This is a genomic window from Pseudoruminococcus massiliensis, assembly GCF_900291955.1.
Classification (GTDB): domain Bacteria; phylum Bacillota; class Clostridia; order Oscillospirales; family Acutalibacteraceae; genus Pseudoruminococcus; species Pseudoruminococcus massiliensis.
This window is the reverse complement of sequence record NZ_OLMR01000001.1, coordinates 151,103-174,331: the sequence shown is the minus strand read 5'-3', so window position 1 is coordinate 174,331 and position 23,229 is coordinate 151,103. Positions and strand designations below refer to the sequence as shown.

The window sequence follows — 23,229 nt, the reverse complement described above, 5'->3', positions numbered from 1 at the left end:
ATTTGGAGCGAATTTTTATTATATGTTTAAAGCTTTTGGCAGAACGCATTTATATTTGGGAGGAGTTATTTTGGCAGCAATTATTACGGCGGTAATTTCCGCAGTTCTTGTTATTATTGACCAAGTTATAAAATATTTCGTCTTAGGAAATCTACAAAGTGGAGATAATGTTCCGTTCATAGGTAATCTTCTTACACTCACATATGTTGAAAACCGAGGTGCTGTTTTTGGCATTATGCAGAATATGAGTTGGATTTTTGCGATTATTACAATTCTTATGGTTGCACTTTTCTTTTATGTAATTATCAAGAAGAAAATCACCAACAAGCTATTCCTTACAAGTGTAACGCTTATCATAGGTGGTGGAATAGGAAACCTAATAGACCGACTTTTCAGAGGCTTTGTTGTAGATTATTTACAGCTTTCATTCTTTCCGCCAGTATGCAATTTTGCCGATTATTGTATAACAATAGGTGCAGTGCTTATGGTTGTTTTTGTACTGTTTTTCAGCGATAAAAAAGATGATAAGCCAAAGAGGATAGATTCTGATGAGTGAGATAATTTTAACTGCTGATATTTCTGATGAGGGGATAAGACTTGATAAGTTCATATCGGATAATTCTGAGCTTTCTCGTTCGCTTGTGCAGAACATTATTGAAACAGGTAGCGTAACTGTTAATGGCAAGGCTGTTGCAAAAAGTTGTAAGCTTAAAAATGGCGATAGAATTTGTTTCAGCGAGCCTGAACCCGAACCGCTTGAGATTGAACCACAGAATATTCCGCTCGATATTCGCTATGAAGATGATGATTTACTTGTTGTCAATAAGCCAAAGGGAATGGTTGTTCACCCAGCCCCAGGCAATAATGATTCAACACTTGTAAATGCCTTGCTTGCATATTGCGGTGACTCACTTTCTGGAATAAATGGTGTTCTCAGACCGGGTATTGTGCATCGAATAGATAAAGATACAAGTGGTTTGCTGATAGTTGCAAAGAATGATTTTGCACATAGAGGACTCGCTGAACAGATTAAGGAACACAGTTTTACAAGAAAATATCAGGCGGTTGTTTATGGTAATTTGAAAGAGGATAATTTCACCGTAGATTTACCAATAGGCAGACACCCAAAAGATAGAAAAAAGATGGCTGTAACCTATAAAAATAGTAAAAATGCGATTACCCATGTAAAGGTTATTGCAAGATATAATGGTTTTACTCATATTGAGCTTACTTTAGAAACAGGCAGAACGCATCAAATCAGAGTTCATATGGCACAGCTTGGACACCCTGTTGCTGGAGATATTGTATATGGACCTGCAAAAAATCCGATAAAGTCCTTGAATGGCCAATGTTTACACGCATATTATATCAGCTTTGAGCATCCAAGAGATAAGCGTATAATAACAGTAGAAACCGAATTGCCAGAATATTTCCAAAAGTTTTTGGATACTTTAATTAGCTAACGAATTTCCAAAATTCTAATAAGATATTTAAAAGTTTCGCTCAAGCCTTTTGTGGGTTTTAAGGGCAAAGTTTTTAATATTTTTAAAAGATACAAGGCTTGATTTTCGAGCTTTGCATCTTTTTTGTACTTTAAGGCAAAAAGTATCAAATTTCGACAAAAGTTTTTCTCAATGGATTATAAAAATTGCAATTTTTTAAGAAAAATATGTTATTATTTTGTAGTAATTTCAAGATTTTTGTAATTTTATTGTTACAAATTTGCCTAAATTACTTGAAATGATAAGAGAGTTGTTATATAATTGTAATGGATAAAATTTAATAAGGAGAGTTTCTATATGCACGCAAAAAGGTTAGCACCAGAAGTTAAGCCGTCGAAACCACAATTTGCACTAAGAACTAAAATTATTGCTTCTTTTTGTGCGTTTATGCTTGCAGCTTCTGTGACAGTTACAGCTGTACCGACAACCACCGCAGATGCCAATACATATGTTATGGCAACTTCTACAGTATATCTTAATGTGAGGGAGTCGGCAACAACATCTTCAGCTATTATTACTACGATAGACCCAGACACCAAGGTTACTATTATTGATAATAAAGATAGTGAATGGGTTCATGTTAAGCTGAGTGACGGAAGAACAGGTTATTGCTTTGCAGAATATCTTGAAATAGATGAAGTTTCTATTAAGCTTTCATTATCCTCAAGAGATCTTGCGATAGGAAGTACCAGAGGCATAAGCGTTAAATCAACTTGTGATAAGAGCAAGATTGTATGGACAAGTTCTAATAAGAAGATTATGACTGTCGATAGTAACGGCATTATGAAAGGTGTTTCAGCGGGAAAGGCTATATTAACCGCTACAAATCCACTTACTGGAGGTAGTGCAACAGCCAAAATTACTGTTAAAAAACCTGATTATGATAAGGTTTATATTGATAATCCGCCAAAGGAGATTTCAATAGGAAGTTCAGTTAAGATTAACGCAAGAGCCTCTAAAGAGGGCGGAAAGGTTTATTACAATATTTCCGATTCAAGCATAGCAAAAATTTCATCAACAGGTGTTGTTACAGGTCTTAAAGCTGGCAAGGTGAAAATAAGAGCTAATGATAGCACAGGAACAATTTCAAAATGCATTTATATTAATATTGTAGAACCAGTTGCAACAAGTGTTTCACTTTCACCCTCAAACGCTAAGGTTGCAGTTGATGCGAAAAAAACATTAACTGCTAAGGTTTCACCAGTTGCTGCTGATGTTACTTATAAATCATCAGACCCGACAACAGTTAGAGTTGTTCAGTCTGGTGAATATAAGGGTATGAGCGAAGGTACTGCAACAATATCAGCTTCAAATTCACAAGGCGAGATTCTTGCAACAACTAAGATTACAGTTAAGTATCCTGATTATAGTTCAATTTCACTTACAAATTCACCAACATCTGTTACAGTTGGAAAAATCTTTAATGTAGGAGCTAAAACATCAACAGGAAGTGGCAACATCTATCATAGGTCAAGTAATATATCGGTTGCAACAATTTCAGCAGATGGTACTGTTAAGGCACTCAAAGAGGGTGTAGCAAGAATCTATTCATATGATGATACAGGTTCTGTTTATAACAATTTCAATCTTAAAGTTGTACCAAATTCAAGCGTTACACTTTCTAAGACATCAGCTTCAATATCAAGAGGCGAAAATGTTAAGCTTACCGCAAAAGTCAAGCCTTCAGGCTCAGTAATATGGAGTTCAAGCAATACATCAGTTGCAACAGTAAGAAATGGTGTTGTCAGTGGTCTTAGAAATGGTACAGCAACAATTACAGCTAAAACCTCCGCTGGAGCAACAGCAAGCTGTAAGGTTACAGTTAAAGATGTTTACTCAAACGGCAGGATTTCACTTAATCAAAATTCCGCAACAGTAAACAGAACAAGAACACTTTACCTCGAAGGTTATGCTTCATCAGGAATAACATGGACAAGTAGTGACCCTTCAATAGCAACTGTTTCTGATGGCTTTGTTACAACAAAAGAAGTTGGTCATGTTGCTATTACAGCCAAAGATTCAAGTGGAAATAAATCAGTTTGTGTAGTAAATGTTCTTGCAGCTACTCCACTGAAATTCACTTATACAAATCCAAATTCCGCAACGCTTAATTCAACAGTAACCTTCGTTGCTATTACAGATAAGAAACGCACAGCTGTTAAATTCAATGTTACTATTGGTGATAAAACATATGTTGTCAATGCTACTTCTAAAACAGAAGATGGCAATGATTACATATGGAAGGGTACTCTTAAGATGACAAAGGCAGGAACATTTAACTATACTGCTTACGCATATCTTAATAATAAATGGAGTACTTGTAGCGATGCTAAAGGAACAGTATTTGTTTCTAAGGTTACAAGTAAGAGTTCAACAGCTATTCAGAACCTCAGAGCAAGTAATGATTTGATTTCATTTATCGCAGAAAAAGAAGGTTTCCTCTCTCATTATGAGCGTGACCAAATGGCATATGACCCAGTTCCAACAGTTGGATATGGTGTAGTTGTTTATCCAGGTGATATTTTCTATAATTCACTCACAAAGAACGAAGCTTATGCTTGGTTGGTTAAGGAGGTTAATGAGGGTGCTTATACAAGTGCAGTAAATAGATTTTCTAAGAACAACAACATAAAAATAAATCAATATCAATTTGATGCTCTTGTAAGCTTCTCATATAACCTTGGCACAGGCTGGACATATGGTGGTTGGGATATTTACGATTTACTAACATCTTATAGCGACCTTAATCATGTCAATAAAACAAAGCTCGTAAATACATTTGCAGTTTATCATCATGCAGGAGGTCAACTCTATTGGGGACTATATTATAGAAGAATAGACGAGGCTGAGATGTTCCTTAAAGGAGATTATATTTCAGATGGCTATAATAATAAATATGGTTTCAATATAAGCACCTGTTGTGTTTAAAATTTAATATTTATTAAAAGGAAAATCACGATTGTTGATTTTCCTTTTTATTTATATCATATCTGAATTTTTAAAATTAAAAGCTTCATTTAATTTTTTTAAGTCTATTTTGAATTATAAAAATAATGTTGAAGGTTTATATTATATATTGAAAAATCTGTTTAAATTTGATATTATAAATTGGGTAGTATATACATTTTATGAACTTTGTTTCAGGAGGGGAAATATTAATGATAAATAAAATTCATGATGAAGAAATAAGAATTTTAATTTCTGATAGCAATCCTGAAAATCGTAAGGCTTTTTCTAAAGCTCTTAAAGAAAAATATTTGATTATAGAGGCGGAAAATGGCGCTGAAACATTACGCGTTTTGGTCGAAGAGAATTATAGTATAGACCTTATGATTATTGCTAATAAGCTTTCTGATAAAACACTTGTTGATATTCTTAAAGATTTAAAAAATAACTACTATTTGGAAGATACTCCTGTTATGCTTATTGCGGACGGTATTCAGGAAGATATTCAAGATATTTATGATATGGGTGTTCTCGATTGCATTTCAACTGATATGACTAAGGAGGCTATTCTCAGAAGAGTTGAAAATGCTTTAATGCTTACTATAAAACAAAGAAGTTTTATACACATTATGCGTGAGCAAAAGAAAGAATTTATAGATGGTGATATTCAAATTCAAAATATAGACCAACTCACTGGAACATTTAACATTGATGGTTTTCGTAAGCGTGCAAAATATCTTATAGAGCATAATCCAAACGAAAGTTACGCTGTATGGTTTTGCGATATAAAGAAATTCAAATTTGTAAACGACTTGTTTGGATATGAAATTGGTGATAGACTTATAAGATATTGGGCTGGGCTTGTTGTCAAGCTTCTTGGAGATAATGAAGCTTGTGGAAGATTTTCTGGCGATACCTTGGTTTCACTTACAAAATTTAGAGGTGAAGAAGATATTCGCAAAAACTTTGAAATGGTTTGTGAAAAAGTCGGAAACTATCTTATAAGACCTGGCGTCAATTATAGTGTAGAGATTGCAGCAGGTATATATAAACTAAAGCCCGAGGATATGAGCAATCCAAATATAAATCAAATGATCGACTGGGCAAATGTTGCACAAAAAAGCGTTAAAAATACCAGCGGAAATCAGCTTGGAATTTTTGGTAAAGAGATGTGGTATAAACAATGGAGAGAGCTGGTGATAAGTCAAAGCGTAGAAAGTGCTTTAGAAAACGGTGAAATTTCCGTATGGCTTCAGCCACAGTTTAATTTTGTTACAAATAAAATTATTGGTGCAGAGGCTCTTTGCAGATGGACACATAATTCATTAGGTTGGATTTCTCCAGGAGAGTTTATACCTATTTTGGAAAGAACAGGACAAATCTCACAGCTTGATTACTATATTTGGGAGCAGGCTTGCAAACTTATGAGAAAATGGCTTGACCAAGGAAGTTTTATTCCTGTTTCTGTTTCTGTCAATATTTCACGAATTGATTTGCTTGATGATAAAATAGATAATCGTCTTGTTGGCTTACTTGAAAAATATAATATTCCGGCATCTATGTTAAGGCTCGAAATTACAGAAAGTGCATATATGAGCAAGCCAGAGGTTCTTATAGATATTGTCAATAAGCTTCATGAGCTTGGGTTCACTGTTGAAATGGACGATTTCGGAAGTGGATTTTCTTCTCTTAATATGCTCAAAGAGGTTCAGGTTGATGTACTTAAAATGGATCTTAGATTTTTGCAAAATCAAGACAATAGCGAAGGCGGTAAGGGCAGAAAAATCATCAAAGCAGTTATTCGTATGGCACATGAGCTCACTATTCCTGTTATTGCAGAGGGTGTAGAAACAAAACAGCAGGCACTCTTTTTGAGCAGTGTAGGCTGTGCTTTTATGCAGGGGTATTATTTTTCAAAGCCTTTGAAAGTTCCAGAATTTGAAAAGCTTGTAGAATCAATGATTGAAAAAGACAAAAATAACAAAATTCAAGATATGGATTCTATTATAGAAAATGATATTCAGGAAAACTCTGCAAGGATTATTCCTCTTAAATACTCTCATTATCTTTTAACACCTGATTTCAAATTGGCAAAGTGCGACGCTAATTTTACAGAAATAACAGGTTATACTTGGGAAGATATTATAGAAAATCAGCTTACACAATATGATTTGATTTTAGAAGAAGAAAGAGCGGTTTATCGTAAGATAATAGATGATACTCTTAAAGATTCTAAAGAAGTTTATCTCAAGCATAGAATTAAACGCAAAGACGGAACAGCAGTTTTTGTTAATTGCTTAGGTCACCCTGCAATAAATGGCTATACTGGAGAACATTGTTTTGCGGTGAGAATAGTTGCAGATATGACAGAAAAATAATTGAAAATGATTTAAATTAAGCCCATATCATAAAGCTATTATGATACGGGCTATAATTATATATTGTACATTTTACAGAAAATGTGATATAATAGCTTTAAATATCATAATTCAATTACCCTAAAAATAAAGTCTTACATTTTTGGAAAATAAAATTTTGACCAAAAGAGGTTTTTGCATTGAAAAAAAGAATAACATTCGTTGTTGCATTGGTTCTTTTGCTTACAACGATTTTTGTCTTACCTCTTACAAGCACTGTAAAGGAGCAAGAGGAGGATAAGACCATATATAAATCCTCACTTGTTATAAACGATGAAGTTAATACTGAAGATAAGATAGAATTTATCAGTAAAGATGAAGAATCTACTATTCCATATAAAGATACAGATATAGTTAGTGTTACAGCAGAGCTTGCCACTGCATCAATAAGTGAAAGCTATTTAAAATCTACACAAAAACAAAATCTGCAAAAATATATTTCTGATGAACAAACAAAAAAACTTCTTGCCAATATTAAGAATGAACAAACAAGCTTTATAAGCTCGCTTGAAAATATAATAGGAAAACAAGAATCAGATAGAATAAGTTTAACTTCTGTTGTTATGAATTCGGTATCTTTTAGCTGTGAATATGGAAAGCTTTCCGAAATTAAAAAGCTTGATAATATTAAGCGTATCTATCTTTCTATAAAGCTTAATCCTTATGAAGATATTGAAAATGAGTCAACTCCTGTATCTAACAATGAAGATATAAGTGAAGACTTAGAAGAAACAGAATTGACAGGTTCAGGAACAGTTACAGCGATTCTTGATACTGGCTTTGATACTAATCATGAAATTTTTACACTTGATGCAGAAAATGGAAAGTATAAGCAAGATGATTTTATGTATCTTATTTCTAATCTTCGAGCTTGTGTAAGTGGAGAATTTGCACCAACTACATTATATATAAGCCAAAAGCTATTATATGCTTATGACTATGTTGATAATGATACTAATGTTATTTCTGATAATTGCGAGCATGGAACTATGGTTGCAGGAATTATCGGAGGTAGCACAGAGAATATTTCTTCTGCAAGCAATGCTTATAACAGTCAGCTTTTACTTATGAAATGTAGTTCTGATTCATCAAAAGTGGCAGATAGTACAGTTATCTTAAGTGCAATAGAGGATTCTCTTATTTTAGGTGCGGATATTATAAATATAAGCTATGGCAGTGAAAAAATGCTTGATAATGATTTTGCGGCAAGCTTTAATGATATGTTTGAGAGAATTCATAAATGTGGAACAGCAGTTGTAATGCCTGCTGGTAACCTCGGAAAATCTGATTCTGAAAGTGCTATTGAAGATGGTACAGCATCACCGATAGCTTCACTTTCAAGAGTTATTTCTGTTTCATCTGCAGAGGGAAAAAATAACTATTCCCCATTTTTCCTTTATAATGATGAAAGAATAGAATATACATTGCCAAAGTGCTCTAACAGTAAAAGTGAATACTCTTTTTATAATATAAATGATGGAGATTATGATTATGTTATATATAATGATAATCTAAAAAATGATGGAGATATTGAACTTAAAAACAAAGTGATTTTCGTATCTGATAAGCAAGAAGATATAGAATCTGCTATAAATCTTGCTGAGCAGAGAGGTGCTTTAGCATTAGTAATTTTTGGTGATGATAAGACGAAACTTACTGAAACTACAGTAGTTCCAACTGCGATTGTAAAGGATACATCAATTAAAGATTTTGAGGAATCTGGTGGAATAAGAATTTCAACAGAATATATTCTTATAAGCGATAATGAAAACTACAAAAAGATTTCTTCAAATGCGTCTTGTGGTTCTAATGGAAGTCTTTCGATAAATCCGCTGCTTGCTGAAACTTCACCAAGCTATTCTTCAATTCCGAATAATCGTTATGGCACAGCAAATGGCTCATCGTTTTCATCAGCACTTGTTTCTGGAAAGCTTGCACTTCTGAAAGAATATATCAATAAGGATAAACGCTTTGAAAAATATTCCGCAGAGCAGAAAAATGACCTTGCATATAAGCTTATAACAAGTACAGCTGATATTATTAACGATAGAGATGATACAGCAAAAGAAGCTGTCAGAATGCAGGGAGCAGGACTTGTTAATTTAGATAATGCTTTAAATGCAAATGCTTATATTTCAAGCGGTTTTACTGTTCTTGGAAGCAGTGATATTGGTTCATATGAAATCAAGCTTGATATTACTAATATAACTGATAAAAAAATTACTCTAACACCATCACTTATACTTTCTTCTGAAAGATATGATTCAAAGAATAAAAAGACATATCGTGAGGATATTATAAGCAGTAATTATCTTTCAAGTTTTATTGTAGATGATAAAGAAGTGGATGCTATAAGTATTGATGCGAATAAAACTAAAACTGTTACTGTTAAAATTAAGCTCAATTCAGCTTTTATCCTTGAACAAAAAGCTTATTTTTCAGCAGGATTTTATCTCGATGGATATGTTTATTTTTCTCAAGAAGCTGATGTGACAATCAGTTCGTCATTACTTGGTTTTGTTGGAAGCTATACACATGAAAGTGCTTTTGGCAGCTTTATATATGATAGCAATGAAAAGGTCGATAAACAAAGCAGTTATCTTTATCTCTCAACTAATAATGAAGAAGAATTTAATTATTCTATGTTGCTTGGTTATAATAAATTCACTAAGCTTTTTGATGAGAGAAATATTTCATTTAATGCAAATACCTTGAAAACCGCTTTGAATAATTCATTAGCTACAAATCCTACATTATACATACGCTCGCTTGCTAAGAGAAATCTTATTGATTTTAAGTGTGTTATAAAGAACGAGAGTGGAGCTATAATATATGAAAGCGAACCGTTTAACAGAAACAGGGCAAATTCTGATGAGGATTCTACTTCAATAAATACCGCACTTTCGTCACTTAGCAATGGAAAATACATTCTTACAATAAGTGGTAAGATAGAGGAATCTAAGGGAAATATTTCAGAACAGAAAAGAAGCTTTGAATTTAATGTTGATAACAAAAAACCAAGCAAAACATCATATAAGACATATTTTGCAGATAAGAAAACTTATCTTGAGATTTCGGGATATGATAATAATGCAATACAAGGCTTTGATATATATGTTGCAGTTTATAATGGCAAAACAGGAAAGTATGAATATAGCAGCTCTATATATAACCTTATGGAAGATGCTAAGATAGGCTTTGATAAAAATTCTATTGTTTATGTTGGTCATAAATCTGATTCTAACGGAAACACTACCTTTACTTATGACATTACAAAGCTGAAGGTCGCACTTAAAAAGCTTGCTGAGAAATATGACGATGATAAGAAGCTACTTAAAATCTCTCAAAATAAGGTTGCTTTTGCAGCGTTGGATTATGCTTATAATATTTCAGATATTAAACTTTGCGACACTATTGTATATGATGACCTTAAACTTAAGTTTGTTGATAAAAACGGAAAGGCTATAAGCGGAGTTGAAGCTGAAATAAATTCGAAAAGCTTTACATCTGATGAAAATGGAAAGATTGTTTGTGCAAATCTTCCGGCAGGTGAATACAATGTTAAGCTTACCAATATTCCGAATAAGCTTTGTGTTGAGAAAAATCCATTTAAGGTATCTACCGGAGAGAGTTCAGAAAATTTTGTTATTACGATAAGGCTTATGCCTCAGGGAACTTATAAAGAGAGTAAAGATGAATCGTCAGCAATCCAGCAATCTGGCGGTAATCGTGATGAACAAAAGCCAAGTAAGGAACTGAATCCAATAGAACAACCTGATGATGCAGATAATTCTATTTATGCTTTGATATTTGTTGCGTCACTTCTTGCTATAAGTATTGCATCATTCTTAATCAGCAGAAAAAAATTTAAACATTAAGGTTTTTAAAAAATGTAGGCTCAAAAATTAAAAGTTGATTAGCTAATCGTTAGTTTGTTATATTTGTTTGTTAAAAAGTTGTCAGAAAATTGTTAGCGATTTTTTGAGATTTATTAAACATCTATTAACAATATTTTTGCTGAAATATGTTAGAATATGTTGAAAAAAAGGGGGATTTGTTTTGAAAAAATTGAGTATTGCTAAAATTATATTAAGAGTACTATTTTCGTTGATATTTTTAGGATTGGCAATCTGGTTTATACTTCCTATGAGAGTTGCTATTTTTGATATTGGCAATTTACTTGGATTATTTTTATCTATATGTGGTCTTGCAGTTTCTGTTTTTTGGAATAAATTTAAAAGTATTTGTAAGAAAATCAGCAGTAGAAAGCTTGGAAAATGTATACTTGTGATTATTACTTCTTTAGTTACTATTGGAGTTTCATATGTTGTGGTTATTAGTGGATTTATGATTGCAGCGGCGTTAAAAGCTCCGAACGAAAATTCTACGGTAGTTGTACTTGGTTGTAAGGTTAATGGGAAAAATCCAAGCCTAATGCTTTCAAAGAGGCTTGAGGCTGCATATGAATACTTAAATGAAAATAAAAATGCAGTCTGTATTGTTTCGGGTGGAAAAGGCTCTAATGAGGAAATAAGTGAAGCTCAATGTATGTATAATTATTTAACTGAAAAGGGAATAGCTTCTGATAGAATAATTATGGAGGATGAATCTACTACTACTTCGGAAAATCTTGAGTTTTCTAAGAAAATTATTGAGGAAAAAGGATATAACAAGGATATTGCGATAGTTACAGACGGTTTCCACGAGTTTAGAGCAAGTATGCTTGCTAAAAAAGTTGGTTTAAATCCTACTGGTTCGGTGAGTGCCGATACACCGTTATACCTTCTTGCAACATATCATTTCAGAGAAACAATAGCAATCGCTAATGAGGCAGTCTTTGGATAAATATTTTAAATTTAAAATAAATTAAAAGCAAGTGGTGGCTTATGCTATCACTTGTTTTTGTTATGTTTGTAGGGGACAGTTTATAAATTGGTTAAAATCTTTGTATCAGTAAATATATAAAAATACACAAAAAAATTAAACAGATTGACAATAAAATGATTGAGTGATATAATAAATATGTAAAAATATGGAGTTTTCTGTATTTTTTAGAAAAATAAAGGCGGTGTTAGCGATGGTTAATGTTTTTGGAAAGAAAGTTGTTAGTTCTGTTTTGGCAGTGCTTATTCTCCTTTCAGTATTTTTGACATTACCTATGACGGCGGAAAATGTAAATGCAGCGGTTTCTGCTCCAACAAATTTAAAAGTAACAGAGTATTCAGACAAAGCTGCAAAACTAAGTTGGTCTAAGGTTGCTGGTGTAACAGGTTATTTGGTCTATTATAGTACGGATAATTCAAATTTCACTAAGCTAAAGACTATCAATTCACAATCTACAACATCTTATACAGTTGGTGGACTTACAGCAGGAAAAGCTTATTATTTCGCTCTTATCTCTTATACTAATATTAACGGAAAAATTACAAAAAGTGAAAGAACATCTTCTCTTAAAATTACTGCAACAAGCAGTTCATCAGTTCCAGCACCATCAAATCTTAAAGTTGCTGAATATTCAAACAGTGCAATTAAGTTGACATGGACTAAAGCATCTGATGTAACAGGATATTATGTTTATAGAAGTACAGACGGAAAAAAATACTCAAAAATAAAGACGCTTAAAGCTTCTACAACAGCTTATACAAATACTTCTCTTACAGCTGGCAAGAAATATTATTACTCTATTGCATCATATAAGAATACTTCAACAGGTGCAGTAGCTATTGGCCCAAAGAGTAGTGCTATAAATATAACTACAACAAGCAGTTCATCAGTTCCAGCACCATCAAATCTTAAGGTTGCTGAATATTCAAACAGTGCAATTAAGTTGACATGGACTAAAGCACCTGATGTGACAGGATATTATGTTTATAGAAGTACAGACGGAAAAAAATACTCAAAAATAAAGACGCTTAAAGCTTATACAACAGCTTATACAAATACTTCTCTTACAGCTGGCAAGAAATATTATTACTCTATTGCATCATATAAGAATACTTCAACAGGTGTAGCTATTGGTCCAAAGAGTAGTGCTGTAAATGCTTTAACAATAAGCAGTTCAAAATTATCATATCCATCAGGATTTGCGGTTAAAGAGGTTGCTACTGACGCTATAAAGCTTGTTTGGAATAAATCATCTAATGCTTCAGGATATTATATATATAGAAGCATTGATAATAAAAATTTCAGCAAGATAAAAGCATTACCATCTTCATCAACTTCATATACTAATATAGCTCTTTACTTAGATACTACATATTACTATAAGATAGCTTCTTATGTTAATTCTAATGGTTCAATAGGTTTAAGTGCTAAAAGTCCAGCAGTTAATGCAAAAACTACTTCAACTTCAGTTAGTTTTACTTCAAAAACTTCAACCTCGACTACTATAACGCTAAATTGGGATTATCCATCAGCGACAGGCTATCAGATTTATAGACTTGATATAAATACTGGAAAATATGTAAAAATTGCATCAACTTCAGCTAAGTCATATACTGATAAAAATTTGTCATCAGATAGATATTATAATTATAAAGTAAGAGCTTATCTGGTATCTGGAGGAATAACAACATACTCACCTTATAATAGCGTTAGTGTAAAAACTTGTTTGCCAGCTGTTAAGGATTTTAAGGCGGTTTCACAGACATACTATTCTGTAAAGCTTAGTTGGACAAAACAAAATGGGGCAGTAAATTATGAGATTTATCAGCTTAGTCCAGATTCACAAGTATATAAATTAATAACAACCTTAAATTCTGATGCTACAAGCTATATGGTAGATAATCTTACTGTTAATACAACATATAAATTCAGAATCAGAAGTGTATCTTCGAGCAAAAGCTATAGTGATTATTCTACTTTAAGTATTACAACATTGGGTGCAACAGATGATATTATAAAAGCTAATGAACTATATGATGAGATAAACAAATATAGAAAATCAATAAATTTAATGCAACTTAAAAGAGATGTCTCTCTTGATTCTATTGCGATAACAAGAGCAAAAGAAATAAGTCAATGCTTCTCTGATAATCGACCAGATGGCACAGGTTGGAATACATTGTTGGAAGAAGAGGGTCTGGGGGATTATAGATTTGCAGGAGAAAACATTGCAAAAGGAATGCCAGACTCAGCATCTGCCGTCAGTGTATGGCTAAACAGAAGTGTAGAAGGAGGTAATATCAGAGAGGCTATATACACAAAAATCGGTGTAGGTGTATATTGTTATAGAGGAGTTTATCATTATGTGGCTATATTCTATCGCCCAATGAAAGGATAAATTCTAAATAAAATTATGCGAAAAGTCTTGACAAAACACAGAAATCAGTATATACTATTTGAGTACAACAAAGTAAAGCGGTACGCTTTCACCTATGAGGTTTAGCTGTCATGGGTCAATAACTATTCTGTGAGAACTTTTTGCGTTCTCTGATTATGCTTATTGACGCACGGATAGCTACGGCTGTACCGTGCGTTTTCGTTTTATAGTTATGTGTGGAGGTGCTTTAACATAGGCAAGCAGGAACTTCAGATAAATGAAGAAATTCGTGACAAAGAGCTGCGTATTATCGGCTCAAACGGTGAACAACTCGGAATTATGTCCGCTTCTCAGGCTTTATCTAAAGCTGAAAGTATGAATCTCGATCTCGTTAAGATTGCTCCTCAGGCAAAACCCCCAGTCTGTAAGATTATGGACTACGGAAAATATCGCTTTGAGCAGGCTAAGCGAGAGAAAGAAGCAAGAAAAAATCAACATGTTGTTGATGTTAAAGAAATTCGTCTTTCGCTCAATATTGATACCCATGACTTTAACACTAAGCTGGCTCATGCAAAGCGTTTTGTTGAGGCTGGAAACAAAATTAAGGTTTCTATACGCTTTCGTGGAAGAGAAATGGGACACCCTGAGCTTGGTATGGATGTAATGCAGAAATTTGCAGAATCTTGTGCAGAATTTGCGAATATTGAAAAACCAGCAAAGCTTGAGGGACGCAGTATGCTTATGTTCTTAGGACCGAAAACAAAGTAAACCGATTATTCGGAACTAAAGACTATATAAGTGCTTTCTTTATGGGAGCAAATCAGAACAATAAGGAGGAGCAATAAAATGCCCAAGATTAAGACACACAGCGGAGCAAAAAAACGTTTTAAGCTTTCAAAGAGCGGTAAGGTTATCCGTGCTCATGCAAACAAAAGCCACATCTTAAACAAGAAAACAACAAAGCGTAAGAGAGGTCTTAGAAAGACTGCTGTTGCTGATAAGACAAATACAGCACAAATCAAAAGACTCATTCCTTACAAATAATTTAAGAGTATTACCGATTAGAACGGTTTAATGCACAAAACGGAGGTATTATATAAATGGCACGAGTAAAGGGTGCGTTGGCTACACGCAAAAGAAGAAAAAAGACACTAAAGCTCGCTCGCGGTTATTGGGGTGCAAAGAGCAAGCATTTTAAGATGGCTAAGGAAGCCGTAATGAAGAGCGGCAACTATGCTTATATCGGTCGTAAACAGCGTAAGAGAGATTTCAGAAGACTCTGGATTACTCGTATTTCTGCAGGCTGCCGTGTAAACGGTGTTAACTATTCAACATTTATGAACGGTCTTAAGAAGGCTGGCATCACACTTAACAGAAAGGTTCTTTCTGAGATTGCTATTGCTGACCCACAGGCTTTCACAGCTCTTGTTGAGAAGGCTAAGGCTGCTTTATAATTAAATTCAATGCACCTGAGTTTGCTCTTAGGTGCATTTATTTATATTATGAAAAGGATTTTTAATATGAAAAATATAATTTTAATAGGTATGCCAGGCTGTGGAAAAAGTACTGTGGGCGTAATTTTAGCTAAGATTATAGGATATTCCTTTCTGGATTCAGATTTGCTTATTCAGGAAAAAGATGGCAGACTTTTAAGCGAAATAATAGCTCAGGAAGGTTTAGATGGCTTTAATAAGATAGAAAATAAAATAAATGCTTCGATAGATGTAAGTCGTTCTGTTATTGCGACAGGCGGAAGTGTTATTTATGGCAAAGAAGCTATGGAGCATTTTAAGAAAATAGGAATAGTTGTATACATAAGACTTCCTTATGAAGAAATTGCAAACAGACTTGGTGACCTTACACAGCGTGGAGTTTCTATAAAAGAAGGACAGACTTTGCTCGACCTCTATAATGAACGCATTCCGCTATATGAAAAATATGCAGATGTTATAGTTGATGAGAATGGTATGGCAATACCTGAAACAGCATTATATATAAAAGAGAAGTGCAATGAATATGATAACAAGCAGAGATAATCCCAATATTAAAGAAATTATTAAGCTGCAAAAAAGTGCAAAGCAAAGGAGAGATGCAGGCCTTTTTACTGTTGAGGGTGTAAGACTTTGCAGAGATGCGGCTTTATCAGGTGCAAAAATAAATAAGCTTGTATATACAAAACAAGCTATGGAAAAATATTCGGACGATTTCAAGTTAATATCGGATTCTGGCTGCGAAAAAATTGAAGTTAGTGCTGACATTTTCTTGAAAATTTCCGATACAAAATCGCCGCAAGGCTTGCTTTGCGTTATTTCTATGCTTGACAAAAGCATTTTAGTTGATAAAATAGAAAATACGGGGCGTTATGTTGCTTTGGAAAATATCAGCGACCCGTCTAATCTCGGAACTATACTTAGGACGGCAGAAGCGTTAGGTCTTGATGGAATAATACTTTCGGAAGATTGCTGTGATGTTTATTCGCCTAAGGTCGCAAGGGGAAGTATGGGGGCTGTGTTCAGAATGAAATTCTGCATTGCTGAAAACTTTACTGAGTTTATTTCTGAGCTTACTAAAAAAGGAATAAAAACATATGCCGCAACTCCGAGAGATGCTATATCTGTTACTGAACTTGATTTAAGGAGTGGAATCGTACTTATAGGAAATGAGGGTGCGGGTCTTACAGATGAAACTATTTCTGCCTGCTCACAAAGAATTAAAATTCCTATGGGAGGAAGGGCTGAATCCCTTAATGCGTCTGCTGCTGCCGCTATTTTGATGTGGGAACTTATCAGAAGTAAGTGATATGTTGCTGTGTGGAGGAATACTCTTGAGAAAAGATATAATATACTATCTGTGGCTGCAATGTGTATTTGGTGTTAATAAATTTGTTATTATTGATAAAACATTTAAAAATAGTATATCATTTTTTAAAACAGCCGTAAATTTTTATAATGCTTCAGAGCGTGACTATAAAGCTTGTAAATGTCTTACACCAAGCATTATAAAAAGGCTTATCAATAAGGATTTATCTAAGGCAAGGAAAATTCTTAATGATTGCGAAAAGCTTGGATATGACATAATAACATATGATGATGAGCTGTTTTCTGATAAGCTTCGTGCTATTTCTGCACCACCTGTTTTACTTTATGTTAAGGGTAAAATGCCTAAGCTTGACGGGAAATTGTCTGTTGCTATGGTGGGTTCAAGAAATGCAACAAGTCAAGGATTAAATGCAGCGAATGACTTTGCGTTTTCATTTGCTGAATCGGGGGCAACAGTTGTCAGCGGAGGTGCATTTGGTGTTGATACAGCCTCACATAGAGCTGTGCTTAATGCCTATGGAACAACTATAAGTGTTCTTGGCTGTGGAATAGATGTTGGGTATCCTATGGAAAATATTCCAATGTATGAGAAAATTGCAGAAAATGGTGCAGTTGTTTCGGAATTCCCACCAGGGTATCCGCCTATTGCAAAGAATTTTCCTCTTAGAAATAGAATAATCTGTGGGCTTTCTGATTGTACACTTATTGTTCAGGCAGGAGAAAAAAGCGGTGCTTTGATAACGGCAAACGATGCTATTAAAGAGGGAAGAAAGCTTTTTTCTATTCCAGGAAGTATTTTTTTCAGAGAAAATAAAGGCTCTAATGAGCTTTTAAGGCTTGGATATTCAGCAGCAATAGAGCCAAATGATATTTTAAATTGGTATGATACTAAAAAGAATAACTTGAATTATTTCGCGAAAATAGATTATAATGAAAAAGTTGAAAAAATTTGTAAGCCGATTTTTGTTGAAGATAGTGTAGACAGCACTTCTGATTTTGCGATTGAAGAATCAAAACCAGAAGAAAAACCTATAAAAAAAATTCCGACAGATGTTTCGGAAGCTTCTAAAAAGGTATTTATGGTGCTGAGTGATGAGCCTGTGACAACTGATTATATTTCAGCGAAAACGGGTATGCCTATACACGAATTACTTTCGGCTCTTACTGAGCTTGAAATTTTTGGCTACATAGAATCAGTTGTCGGAGGTAAATATATAGCAAAAGGCTGATTTTAAGATAACATAAATATTGCATTAAATTTATATTACGGAGGAAACTTGAGTGTCAAAGCTAGTTATTGTTGAGTCACCTGCAAAGGCTAAGACAATTAAAAAATATTTAGGTTCGGGCTATGAGGTAGTTGCCTCAATGGGTCATATAAGAGATTTGCCCGAAAAGCGTTTAAGTGTTGATATAAGACACGGCTTTAAGCCAAAGTATGATATAATTAAGGGAAAGGAAGAACTTGCAGAAGAACTTAAAAAGCGTGCTGAAAAAAGTGAAGAGATTTTTCTCGCAACCGACCCCGACCGTGAGGGAGAGGCTATTTCTTGGCATCTTGCATATTTGCTCGATTTGCCACTTGATGAGAAAAACCGTGTTACATTTAATGAAATTACACAGACAGGTGTTACAAATGGTATGGCGAATCCACGCTGTATAGATATAGACCTTGTTAATGCACAGCAGGCAAGACGCATTCTTGATAGACTTGTTGGTTATAAGCTTAGTCCGTTTCTTGCACAAAAAATCAGAAAAGGTCTTTCTGCAGGTCGTGTTCAATCTGTTGCAGTAAGAATTATTGTCGATAGAGAAGAACAGATTCGTGCATTTAAGCCTGAGGAATATTGGACTATTGATGCAAAGTTTATTCCAAAGGGTGAACGCAAGGCTTTCCCAGCGTCACTTTATGATAATATCGAGGGAACACTTCGCATTAAGGATAAAAATAGTAGCATAAAGCTTGATATTCGCAATGAGGAAAAGGCTAATCAGATTCTTGCTGAACTCGAAAACGAAAGCTTTAAGGTTGGTAAGGTTAAAAACGGAAGAAGAACAAGAAAGCCTGCTCCACCGTTTATTACTTCAACTTTGCAACAGGAATGTTCAAGAAAGCTTGGCTTCCAGTCTAAGCGTACAATGCGTATTGCTCAGGAACTTTATGAAGGTGTTGAAATCGAGGGAATGGGTGCAGTTGGTTTAATTACTTATATGAGAACTGACTCTCTAAGACTTTCTGATGACGCACTTAATGGTGCAAGAGATTATATTCAGCAGAGATGGGGAGATAAGTATCTTCCGTCTGAACCGAGAAAGTATAAATCTCGTTCAAATGCTCAGGACGGACACGAGGCTATTCGTCCAACAACGATAGAGCTTTCACCTGATAAGGTTAAGGATAGCCTTACACCAGAGCAATATAAGCTTTATAAAATTATTTGGGAGCGTTTTATTGCTTGTCAGATGTCTGACTGTATTCATAAGACAACATCAGCAGAAATTCTTGCAGGAAATTATATTTTTAAGGCATCGGGCTATCGTGTGGATTTTGATGGTTTTACAGTTCTTTATGTTGAAAGCAAGGATACTGATGAGGAAAGCGAACAAGAGCTTCCACCACTCAAAGAGGGTATGGAACTTCGTGTAAAGACTATTTCGCCAAATCAGCATTTCACACAGCCACCAGCAAGATATACAGAAGCGTCTTTGATTAAGGCTCTTGAGGAATATGGAATCGGCAGACCGTCAACCTACGCGGCAACTATTTCTACAATTACATCAAGAGAGTATGTTAAGCGTGAATCTAAAACCCTTATTCCGACTGAATTAGGAGAGGTTATAACTAAGCTTATGAAAGAGCGTTTTCCGAAGATAGTAAATGTAAAATTTACTGCTCAGATGGAAAGTGACCTTGATACTGTTGAAGAGGGTAAGTGCAAGTGGCAAGATTTGCTTGCTGATTTCTATGGTGATTTCGATAAAACTCTTAAAAAAGCTAAAGAGGAAATGAAAGATGTTAAGATAGAGCTTGAACAGGATAAAACGGACATTACTTGTGAGCTTTGTGGCAGACAAATGGTTGTTAAGTTCGGAAGATATGGTAAGTTTATTGCTTGCCCAGGTTGGCCTGAGTGTAAGAACATCAAGAAATTTGTTGTTAAGGCAGGAGTTCATTGTCCGAAATGTGGTGGAGATGTAATAGTAAAGAAAACTAAGCGTGGCAGAGTGTTCTATGGTTGTGAAAATTATCCTGAATGTGATTTTGTTTCTTGGTATATGCCATCAGAAGAAAAATGTCCTAATTGCGGAGCTGTTCTTTATAAGAAAGCTGGCAAGAAGCCAACACTTTTCTGTCAGGCAGAAGGTTGCGGTTTCTCAAAGCCACTTGAAGAAGAAAATTGATTTTTAGCTGATATTGGAGTTTATATGGCAACATAAAATGGCATACGAAATAAGCTGGAAAATGAATAGCTTGCACAATCACCGAGATGGCATATTTAATATTTTGTTACCTCGTATAGTAAAGTTCCAGACTATAATGGTCGTGTTGCTATTCGTTATGATGGCAAGAAGTATTCAGAACAGATTATTTTGATTGGGATAGGACTGCTTGGTTTAGTGATTTTTAGATTATGCAATGAATATCCTTATAAATCTCGCTTGGAATGTTGAAAAATAGCTAACAAGAAAATAATTAACAGTAGAAAATTTAGTCATAATATTTTTTATAATTACTTTAGCAAGTTTGATAATCAGAGTCTTGAAAAAAGCCTTAGCAGTGAAAATGCCATTGTAAGAATGTTGGCTATATTGGATAGATGGGTAGGAAAACTCAAACTAATTTCTATCGTTTGAGAATGAATGTGCAAAACCGAAGCTGAGATAAAGAATTATAAAAAATTATTCTTTGGCTTTAAAGAGGTGAAATGATGTATATAAATGTAATTGGTGCGGGATTAGCGGGCTGTGAGTGTGCTTATCAGATTGCTAAGCGTGGCATAAATGTCAGGCTTTTTGAAATGAAACCAACAAAAAAGACAGCCGCACATAAGAGCGATTTATTTTGCGAACTCATTTGTTCAAACTCTCTGAAGGCACTTAGAGTAGAAAGTGCCGCAGGTTTACTCAAGGAGGAAATGCGTAGGCTTGATTCTCTTTTGATGAGATGTGCGGATAAGTGTGCTGTTCCTGCTGGAGGTGCTTTGGCAGTAAACAGAGATGATTTTTCTGCTATGGTGACAAAAGAAATCAGAAATAATCCGCTAATTGAAGTTATCGAAAAGGAAGTTACAGAAATTCCGAATGATGCGATTACTGTTATTGCGGCAGGACCTCTTGCAAGCGAAGTATTATCCGCAGAGATACAAAAAATCTGTGGCGGTGGATTGAGCTTTTTTGATGCGGCGGCTCCTATTGTGACGGCTGAAAGTATTGATATGGAAAAAGCGTTTTTCGCCTCAAGATATGACAAGGGCGGAGATGATGCTTATATTAACTGCCCTATGAATAAAGATGAATATGAGGCTTTTTATGAGGCTTTGGTTTCAGCGGAAAGAACACCTTTGCATGGTGTAGATGTTCAGAATCCGAAGGTATATGAGGGCTGTATGCCTGTTGAGATACTTGCACAGCGTGGACACGATACACTTCGTTTCGGACCGATGAAGCCTGTCGGCTTGCGTGACCCGAGAACAGGACACAGACCTTGGGCGGTTCTACAGCTTAGGACAGAAAATGCAGAAAAATCGCTGTATAATTTAGTCGGATTTCAGACAAATCTGAAATTTCCAGAGCAAAAGAGAGTTTTCTCTATGATACCTGCTTTGCATGATGCGGAATTTATTCGATATGGAGTTATGCACAGAAATACTTTTCTTGATTCGCCGAGAATATTAAATTCAGATTTTTCTATGAAAGAAAATGCAAATATTTTCTTTGCAGGACAGATTACGGGTGTAGAGGGTTATATGGAATCTGGTGCAAGCGGACTTATTGCGGGAATTAATGCAGTAAGACGACTAAATAATATTGAAACAATAACTCTCCCAAAAGAAACAATGATAGGTGCTTTGTCACGATATATTGCAGATGAGAGTGTTAAGGATTTTCAGCCAATGGGTGCAAATATCGGAATACTTCCTCCACTTGAAGAAAAAATTCGTGATAAAAGAGAAAGAGCAGCTAAACATTCGGCTTGTGCTTTAGATGCTCTTGAGAAAGTAAAGGTCGATTTCGCACTTGCTTAAAATCAAAAGAAAGGTTGGTAAATTGCAATGAAAATTATAGTTGACGCATTTGGCGGAGATAATGCACCTTTAGAAGTAATTAAGGGCTGTGTTAAGGCTCTTGAGGTTTATAATAATATTGAGATTATCCTTGTAGGAAGTAAGGAAATTATTGAAAAGACCGCAAAAGAAAATAATATATCAATCGCAGGAATCGGTATAGAAGATGCTCCAGATGTGATAACAATGGAGGACGAGGCAGGCGATATTATGAAGTCAAAAAATCAAAGCTCTATGGCTGTTGGCTTGAAGCTTCTTGCAAGTGGTGGTGCAGATGCCTTTCTTTCAGCTGGAAACAGCGGTGCTTTGATTATGGGTGCAACTATGATTGTTAAGCGTATTAAGGGTATTAAAAGACCTGCGTTTTCTCCGCTTATGCCAAAGGTAGAGGGACAAGTTCTTTTGATAGACAGCGGTGCAAATGTTGAGTGCCGTCCTGAAATGCTACAGCAATTTGGCATTATGGGTTCGGTTTATATGGATAAGATATGCGGAATTAAAAATCCTCGTGTTGCTCTCGCAAATGTTGGCACAGAGGACCACAAGGGCGGTGAGCTTCAGCACAAGGCTTTTGCATTGCTTAAAGAAGCACCGATTAACTTTATAGGAAACATAGAAGCAAGAGATATTCCGCACGATGCGGCTGATGTAATTGTTGCTGATGGCTTTACTGGAAATATTATCGTAAAGATGTATGAGGGTGTTGCATCTGCTCTTATGCTTAAAATTAAAGAGCTGTTTATGAAGAATTTTAAGACAAAGCTTGCGGCTGCACTTGTTCTTAAAGATATGAAAGAGCTTAAAGCATATATGGACTACAATAACTATGGTGCTGCTCCTATTATGGGTGTGGCAAAGCCTGTTCTTAAAACACATGGCAGTGCTAAGGCGGATACCTTTATCAGTGCTATTAAATCGGTTATAGATTATACAGAAAAAGATGTTATCGGAGAAATCCAGCGTGAGCTGGAGGTTCTGAAAAATGGAGGCTGATGAATT

17 protein-coding genes are annotated in these 23,229 nt (G+C 34.8%); all 17 read left to right on the top strand.

Features of this window, described 5'->3' with window-relative positions; all coding sequences use genetic code 11:
• The first annotated feature begins 70 nt into the window (after window positions 1-70).
• Window positions 71-556: a signal peptidase II gene (lspA, locus tag C9914_RS00770; protein ID WP_022264929.1), complete on the top strand. Its 486-nt coding sequence runs from the start codon at window positions 71-73 to the stop codon at window positions 554-556.
• Window positions 549-1,463 (top strand): RluA family pseudouridine synthase, encoded by a 915-nt coding sequence (locus C9914_RS00765; RefSeq protein WP_106762773.1) that lies wholly within the window; start codon window positions 549-551, stop codon window positions 1,461-1,463. The genes lspA and C9914_RS00765 overlap by 8 nt, the downstream gene beginning before the upstream one ends.
• A 336-nt stretch (window positions 1,464-1,799) precedes the next feature.
• Complete coding sequence (locus C9914_RS00760) at window positions 1,800-4,430, top strand: Ig-like domain-containing protein (protein WP_106762772.1); 2,631 nt, start codon at window positions 1,800-1,802, stop codon at window positions 4,428-4,430.
• 230 nt (window positions 4,431-4,660) lie between these two features.
• Window positions 4,661-6,826 (top strand): EAL domain-containing protein, encoded by a 2,166-nt coding sequence (locus tag C9914_RS00750; protein ID WP_158707301.1) that lies wholly within the window; start codon window positions 4,661-4,663, stop codon window positions 6,824-6,826.
• 179 nt (window positions 6,827-7,005) lie between these two features.
• Complete coding sequence (locus C9914_RS00745) at window positions 7,006-10,743, top strand: S8 family serine peptidase (protein WP_106762769.1); 3,738 nt, start codon at window positions 7,006-7,008, stop codon at window positions 10,741-10,743.
• Window positions 10,744-10,924: 181 nt separating this feature from the next.
• A complete protein-coding gene (locus C9914_RS00740) occupies window positions 10,925-11,710 on the top strand; it encodes a YdcF family protein (RefSeq protein ID WP_106762767.1) in 786 nt (261 codons plus the stop codon).
• Window positions 11,711-11,942: 232 nt separating this feature from the next.
• A complete protein-coding gene (locus C9914_RS00735) occupies window positions 11,943-14,147 on the top strand; it encodes a fibronectin type III domain-containing protein (RefSeq protein ID WP_158707300.1) in 2,205 nt (734 codons plus the stop codon).
• A 213-nt stretch (window positions 14,148-14,360) separates the two neighbouring features.
• Window positions 14,361-14,894 carry a translation initiation factor IF-3 gene (gene infC / locus C9914_RS00730; RefSeq protein ID WP_022264921.1) on the top strand — a complete coding sequence of 178 codons (534 nt, stop codon included), beginning with the start codon at window positions 14,361-14,363 and terminating at the stop codon, window positions 14,892-14,894.
• A 78-nt stretch (window positions 14,895-14,972) separates the two neighbouring features.
• The gene (rpmI, locus tag C9914_RS00725; RefSeq protein WP_022264920.1) at window positions 14,973-15,170 is read left to right on the top strand and encodes a 50S ribosomal protein L35; all 198 of its coding nucleotides are present in this window, start codon (window positions 14,973-14,975) and stop codon (window positions 15,168-15,170) included.
• A gap of 56 nt (window positions 15,171-15,226) precedes the next feature.
• On the top strand, window positions 15,227-15,580 hold the full coding sequence (gene rplT / locus C9914_RS00720) for a 50S ribosomal protein L20 (protein ID WP_022264919.1): 354 nt from the start codon (window positions 15,227-15,229) through the stop codon (window positions 15,578-15,580).
• Between the two features lie 66 nt (window positions 15,581-15,646).
• The gene (locus tag C9914_RS00715; protein WP_106762762.1) at window positions 15,647-16,162 is read left to right on the top strand and encodes a shikimate kinase; all 516 of its coding nucleotides are present in this window, start codon (window positions 15,647-15,649) and stop codon (window positions 16,160-16,162) included.
• Window positions 16,143-16,925, top strand: coding sequence for a TrmH family RNA methyltransferase (locus C9914_RS00710; RefSeq protein ID WP_242972027.1), 783 nt, complete (start codon window positions 16,143-16,145; stop codon window positions 16,923-16,925). The genes C9914_RS00715 and C9914_RS00710 overlap by 20 nt, the downstream gene beginning before the upstream one ends.
• A 25-nt stretch (window positions 16,926-16,950) precedes the next feature.
• A complete protein-coding gene (gene dprA, locus C9914_RS00705; protein WP_158707299.1) occupies window positions 16,951-18,174 on the top strand; it encodes a DNA-processing protein DprA in 1,224 nt (407 codons plus the stop codon).
• A 52-nt stretch (window positions 18,175-18,226) separates the two neighbouring features.
• The gene (gene topA / locus C9914_RS00700) at window positions 18,227-20,347 is read left to right on the top strand and encodes a type I DNA topoisomerase (protein WP_106762757.1); all 2,121 of its coding nucleotides are present in this window, start codon (window positions 18,227-18,229) and stop codon (window positions 20,345-20,347) included.
• Window positions 20,348-20,620: 273 nt separating this feature from the next.
• Entirely contained in the window at window positions 20,621-20,800 is a 180-nt protein-coding gene (locus tag C9914_RS12050; RefSeq protein ID WP_443958550.1) for a hypothetical protein, read from the top strand.
• Window positions 20,801-20,874: 74 nt separating this feature from the next.
• Window positions 20,875-22,191: a methylenetetrahydrofolate--tRNA-(uracil(54)-C(5))-methyltransferase (FADH(2)-oxidizing) TrmFO gene (trmFO, locus tag C9914_RS00695; protein WP_106762756.1), complete on the top strand. Its 1,317-nt coding sequence runs from the start codon at window positions 20,875-20,877 to the stop codon at window positions 22,189-22,191.
• A gap of 27 nt (window positions 22,192-22,218) precedes the next feature.
• Window positions 22,219-23,223: a phosphate acyltransferase PlsX gene (gene plsX / locus C9914_RS00690; protein WP_022264913.1), complete on the top strand. Its 1,005-nt coding sequence runs from the start codon at window positions 22,219-22,221 to the stop codon at window positions 23,221-23,223.
• The last annotated feature ends 6 nt before the right edge of the window (window positions 23,224-23,229 follow it).

Coding starts and splice junctions, on each gene's coding strand:
- C9914_RS00765 (WP_106762773.1), top strand. CDS start 549: ATGAGTGAGATAATTTTAACTGCTGATATTTCTGATGAGGGGATAAGA.
- C9914_RS00760 (WP_106762772.1), top strand. CDS start 1,800: ATGCACGCAAAAAGGTTAGCACCAGAAGTTAAGCCGTCGAAACCACAA.
- C9914_RS00750 (WP_158707301.1), top strand. CDS start 4,661: ATGATAAATAAAATTCATGATGAAGAAATAAGAATTTTAATTTCTGAT.
- C9914_RS00735 (WP_158707300.1), top strand. CDS start 11,943: ATGGTTAATGTTTTTGGAAAGAAAGTTGTTAGTTCTGTTTTGGCAGTG.
- rpmI (WP_022264920.1), top strand. CDS start 14,973: ATGCCCAAGATTAAGACACACAGCGGAGCAAAAAAACGTTTTAAGCTT.
- rplT (WP_022264919.1), top strand. CDS start 15,227: ATGGCACGAGTAAAGGGTGCGTTGGCTACACGCAAAAGAAGAAAAAAG.
- C9914_RS00715 (WP_106762762.1), top strand. CDS start 15,647: ATGAAAAATATAATTTTAATAGGTATGCCAGGCTGTGGAAAAAGTACT.
- C9914_RS00710 (WP_242972027.1), top strand. CDS start 16,143: ATGATAACAAGCAGAGATAATCCCAATATTAAAGAAATTATTAAGCTG.
- trmFO (WP_106762756.1), top strand. CDS start 20,875: ATGTATATAAATGTAATTGGTGCGGGATTAGCGGGCTGTGAGTGTGCT.
- plsX (WP_022264913.1), top strand. CDS start 22,219: ATGAAAATTATAGTTGACGCATTTGGCGGAGATAATGCACCTTTAGAA.